Genomic DNA, 4613 nt, shown 5'->3' on the forward strand with positions numbered 1-4613 from the left:
ACTGGCGCCGACAACACCAGGCCGGTGCCCGCAGCAGCCACTACCAGCGTCAGACCGCCCAGCAGCCGTGATCAAGATCTACAGCTGGAGTACTAAGGCCCGATGTGGGCCCCGATCTTCGAGGCTCGCCCCATGGTGGCTGCGTAAAGCCGCGGATCCGACCGCCCCAGCCACAGCGGGGTTTCCCTCAACAACCCTTCGCCGTCTGGCGAGCGGCCGGCGGCCGGGCCGGAGCGGGACGAAGGCAGGAGCGTCGGCCCGAGGCGCCGGGCCGCGCGCCGCCGCGCTCTGCGCGGCGGGAGCGCCTTGATGAAGTAGGGAAAGTCTTACCGCGCCGTGATCAGGTGCTTGCCGTCATGACTCCTGACATGGGGAGCTTCCCCATCGAGGGCATCAAGCAGTCGGACTGCGAAGACCTCGGACATGCGCTCTGCGACTTCCTCGGGCGTGAGCCAGTCGACGGCCGTGGACTCGTCGGAGGTGCGCTCGATGCCACCGGAGGGCTTGCAGCGGAAGACCAGGGCGACGATGCCGCGGGTGGTGTTCTTGTAGACGCCGGTGAGTTGGTCGACCTCGACGTGGATGCCGGTCTCTTCCCAGACCTCGCGCCTCACGCCGTCTTCGGGGGCCTCGTTCAGTTCCAGGATGCCGCCCGGGAGCTCCCAAGTGCCGTTGTCGGCCCGGCGGATCGCCAGGAGCCGGCCGTCTTCGCGCACGACTGCTCCGGCCACGGATACCGAGTGCAGTGCTGGCGTCGGCGTGGGCCCCTGCGATTTACTCATGTACAGGAGCATAGGAGGGGGAGAAGGACTATGGGAACTGCGGTAGGAGGGGCGAGGTCGGTGCCTCGGTACGTGGAGATTGCCGATGAGATCGTTCTGCAGATCCGGCAGGGTGTTCTCAAGCCCGGCGACACGGTGCCGAGTGAGTCGGAACTGATGGACCGCTACGGCGTCTCCGGTGGCACGATCCGTAGGGCGATGACAGAGGTCCGCGCGAGCGGCCTGGTGGAGACGCGCCACGGCAAGGGCTCGACGGTCAAGGACCGCCCGCCTGTGCGGCATCGGTCGTCGGATCGCTTCCGTCGCTCGCTGCGCAGGGGTGGCAAGGCCGCATACCTGGCCGAGTCCGAGCAGTCCGGTGCCGAGGCGAAGGTCAGCGTCCTCTACATCGGCCCCGTGGAGGCTCCCGAGGACATCGCCGAGCGGCTCGGCGTGGAGACTGGCGCCAAGGTGCTGGCCCGGCGGCGGCTCTACTTCCGCAACGGCACCCCGGTCGAGACGGCTACCTCGTACCTCCCGTGGGACGTGGCGAAGGACATCCCCGAGCTGTTCGCCGAGAACCCGGGCGGCGGTGGCATCTACGCCCGACTGGAAGACCACGGGCACGAGTTCGCCGAGTACGTAGAGACCTTGCAGGCCCGGCCGGCCTCCAAGGCAGAGTCCTCGGAACTGGCACTCAGCCCCGGTGCACCGGTGATCCACCTCATCCGGAACGCGGTCACGGTAGAGGGTCGGGTGGTGGAGGCGTGCGACACGCTCATGGCCGCTGACCAGTTCGTTTTCACCTACCGCATCCCCGCAGTCGACTGACGTTCGCTCAACTCCTCGCGGCCCGCCGTGATTTCTTCTTCGCGGCGGGTTGACTCATGTATAGGAGTCGGGCACTCTTCTTCATGTCACTCCTATACATGAGTGACAGAGTCGAAGCCTCTATAGAGGAGTGATCTCCTGTGCGTCAGATCCCCGTGGACACCTCCGCCGCCTCCGTGATGGTCGCCCAGCCGCCCCAGCCCAAGGTCCGCGACCGCCGCACGGGCGAGATCGCCACGGACGCCGAGACCGGCGCGACGATGATGACCGTGGACGTGATGTTCGCCGCGAACGGCGAGGCCGGGATCCTGTCGGTGGCCGTCCCGGAGCCGGGCATCTCCGGCGAGCTGGTGATGGGCACCCCGGTCGCGATCACCGGCCTGGTCGCCCGGCCGTGGGAGAACGAGTTCAACGGCCAGCGCCGCCACGGCATCAGCTTCCGAGCGGTCGCGGTCACCTCGCTCGCCGCCGGCGCCGCGAAGGCGGCCTGACCATGACCCGCTTCACGGTCGCGCTGCTGCTGGTCGTCGCCATCGCGTTAGTTCTGCGGTGGCTGCGCCCCGCCTGGTACTGGCTGACCTTCGGCGTCACCCTCTCCGCCTTACGCGTCCTGGTCCGCTACGCGTCGGTGATGGAGGCGTGCGGGCTGACCGTGCCGCCGTCCCGCTGGCGCCTGGCCCTCGCGCGGGCAACCAACCGCCCCGCCCCCGGCCCGCGGGCCCCGCGCATCCTGCGGCTGCGCCCCACCCGTACGGGCCTGGTGGTGCGGTTAGGTTTGCGCCCGGGTCAAGACGCCTTCGACGTCGCCGCCTCGTGCGACCGGCTACGGCACTCCTTCGGCATGTACGGCGTCACCTCGCGCGAGCTGCGCTCGGGTGTGGTCGAGCTGCGTATGACCGGCTACGACGTCCTCAAGCGGGTGCAGATGCCCGCGAAGATCGACCGCACCCCGATGCGGGTCCCGGTCGCCCTGCGCGAAGACGGTGCCGTCCACTACCGCGACTACCGCACCGTCCCGCACGCCCTGACCCTCGGGGCAACGAAGTCCGGCAAGTCGGTCTACCAGCGGAACCTGGTGGCCGAACTGGCCGCGCAGGACGTGGCCCTGGTGGGTATCGACTGCAAGCAGGGTGTGGAGCTGTTCCCGCTGGCCCGCCGGTTCTCCGCGCTGGCCGACAACCCCGACACCGCCGCCGACCTCCTCGACGCCCTGATCGACCGGATGGAGGCCGTCTACCAGCTCATCCGCGCAGAGCAGCGGATCACCGCCGACGTGCCCGATGCGGAGATCGCCGCCGACATCTGGGGCCTGCGCGACCACCTGCGCCCCATTCCGGTCGTGGTCCTGGTCGACGAGGTCGCCGAACTCGCCCTGTTCACCACCAAGGACGAGGAGAAGCGCCGCGACCGCATCATTACCGCACTCGCCCGCCTGGCCCAGCTCGGCCGCGCCGCCGGTATCTACCTGGAGATCTGCGGGCAGCGCTTCGGCTCCGAACTCGGTAAGGGCATCACCATGCTCCGAGCGCAGCTCACCGGCCGCACCGCCCACCGCGTCAACGACGAACCCTCGGCGAACATGGCATTCGGCGACATCGCTCCCGACGCCGTCCTCGCCGCCATCCAAATCCGCCCGGACACCCCCGGCATCGCCGTGGCCGGCGACTCCACCGGCGGATGGGCCCGCATCCGCACCCCCCACACCACGCTGCGCCAGGCCGTCAACGCCTGCAACCGGCACGCCGACCACACCCCCAACGTGCCCGAACTCGCACCCTTCCGGCCCGCCCTGGCTGCCCACCTCACCCCGGTAGCTACGCCCGAAGTCGCAGCCAAGACCGCTCCCGCCACGGCCTGAACCTTCCTCGCTCCAACGGCCGGCGTGACCGCCTCGCGCCAAGGTCCCTACCCCGCCTATGCCCGAAACCAGGAAGGAGACCGACGATGCCCAAGCTCCGCGTGGACGCCGTCCTCGTCCAGGCCGTGATCGCCGGTGCCCTGTCCTTCGCCCACCTGCACGACCTCGCCGCCGCAGCCGGACAAGACGGCTGGAAAGCCTGGGCCTACCCCATCAGCGTCGACCTGCTGTTGGTCGCTGCCTGGCGACGACTCCGCGCCCTCCGAACCGACGGCGCCCCTGTCCGCGCCGCGTGGCTGTGGTTCGCGGTGGCCCTGTCCGCATCCCTCGGGGCGAACATCGCCACCGCCGGACTCCTCAACCTGGACCACGTACCCGACTGGCTGAGCATCCTCGTGGCCGGATGGCCCGCCCTGGCCTTCCTCGGCGGCACCCTCCTCGTCCACGCCCCCAGTCACCAAACACCGGCACCCGCTCCGGCCCCGGCTCCGACTGCGGCTCCCGAGCGGACCGAGACGGCCAGCGTCGAACGCGCCCCTGAGCCCGCGCCGGTGCCGGAAGCCGTCGAGGCAAGCGAGCCCGTTCCGGCCCTGCCCGCCTCACAGCCCGCCCCGGCGCCGGTCCTTCCCGCAGTCCCGACTGCGCTCGTGGCCCACGCCCGGAAGGTCGCCGACGACCACCAGGCCCGCACCGGGACGGCGATCGACACCGACACCCTTCGCGTCCGGCTCGGCGTCCCCGCCCAGCTGGCCGACGCCATCGCCGCCCAGCTCGCCTGACCCGACAGGAGCTCACCGCCATGACCCATGACCCCGCCGGCCTGACCGCCGCCGACTACCTCGACAGCGCCCGCGAGATGACTGCCGCGGACCGGCCCTACCTCGCCCACCTGCTCGCCGAGGAAGCCGCACGCCTCACCGCCGACCCGGCCACCGCCGCCGGTATCCGCGCCTCCTTCCCCGACCCGGCCACGACCCGAAAGGAGACCGACTGACATGCCCGCCCGCGACTTCTTCCACTCCGTGATGCGGATCGGCCCGGTGCAGATCGGCACCCACCGCGGCCGGAACGGCACCACCAAGCACGCCGCGGTGTGCACCAACGACCGCTGCGGCTGGTCCGCCGACTACTCCAGCCAGTCCGCCGCCCAGCTGGCCGCCCGC

At 70.4% G+C, this 4613-nt stretch carries 7 protein-coding genes; 6 read left to right on the forward strand and 1 reads right to left on the reverse strand.

What is annotated here, in order from left to right:
- Positions 1-326 precede the first annotated feature (326 nt).
- Positions 327-794 (reverse strand): NUDIX hydrolase, encoded by a 468-nt coding sequence (locus ACFYYN_RS43265; protein ID WP_500550184.1) that lies wholly within the window; start codon positions 792-794, stop codon positions 327-329.
- A gap of 18 nt (positions 795-812) precedes the next feature.
- Between ACFYYN_RS43265 and ACFYYN_RS43270 the strand changes: the two genes are divergently transcribed.
- The 6 genes from ACFYYN_RS43270 to ACFYYN_RS43295 all read left to right on the forward strand — a co-directional run.
- On the forward strand, positions 813-1592 hold the full coding sequence (locus ACFYYN_RS43270) for a GntR family transcriptional regulator (protein ID WP_500550185.1): 780 nt from the start codon (positions 813-815) through the stop codon (positions 1590-1592).
- Between the two features lie 140 nt (positions 1593-1732).
- Positions 1733-2083 (forward strand): SCO3933 family regulatory protein, encoded by a 351-nt coding sequence (locus tag ACFYYN_RS43275; RefSeq protein WP_500550186.1) that lies wholly within the window; start codon positions 1733-1735, stop codon positions 2081-2083.
- A gap of 2 nt (positions 2084-2085) precedes the next feature.
- Positions 2086-3450 (forward strand): FtsK/SpoIIIE domain-containing protein, encoded by a 1365-nt coding sequence (locus ACFYYN_RS43280; protein ID WP_500550187.1) that lies wholly within the window; start codon positions 2086-2088, stop codon positions 3448-3450.
- 86 nt (positions 3451-3536) lie between these two features.
- On the forward strand, positions 3537-4229 hold the full coding sequence (locus ACFYYN_RS43285; RefSeq protein ID WP_500550188.1) for a DUF2637 domain-containing protein: 693 nt from the start codon (positions 3537-3539) through the stop codon (positions 4227-4229).
- A gap of 20 nt (positions 4230-4249) precedes the next feature.
- Entirely contained in the window at positions 4250-4444 is a 195-nt protein-coding gene (locus ACFYYN_RS43290; RefSeq protein ID WP_500550189.1) for a hypothetical protein, read from the forward strand.
- 1 nt (position 4445) lies between these two features.
- Positions 4446-4613, forward strand: a 168-nt coding sequence (locus ACFYYN_RS43295) for a mobile element transfer protein (protein WP_500550190.1), incomplete at its 3' end; no start/stop codon positions are given.

The organism is Streptomyces sp. NPDC001902 (assembly GCF_042891295.1).
Classification (GTDB): Bacteria; Actinomycetota; Actinomycetes; order Streptomycetales; family Streptomycetaceae; genus Actinacidiphila.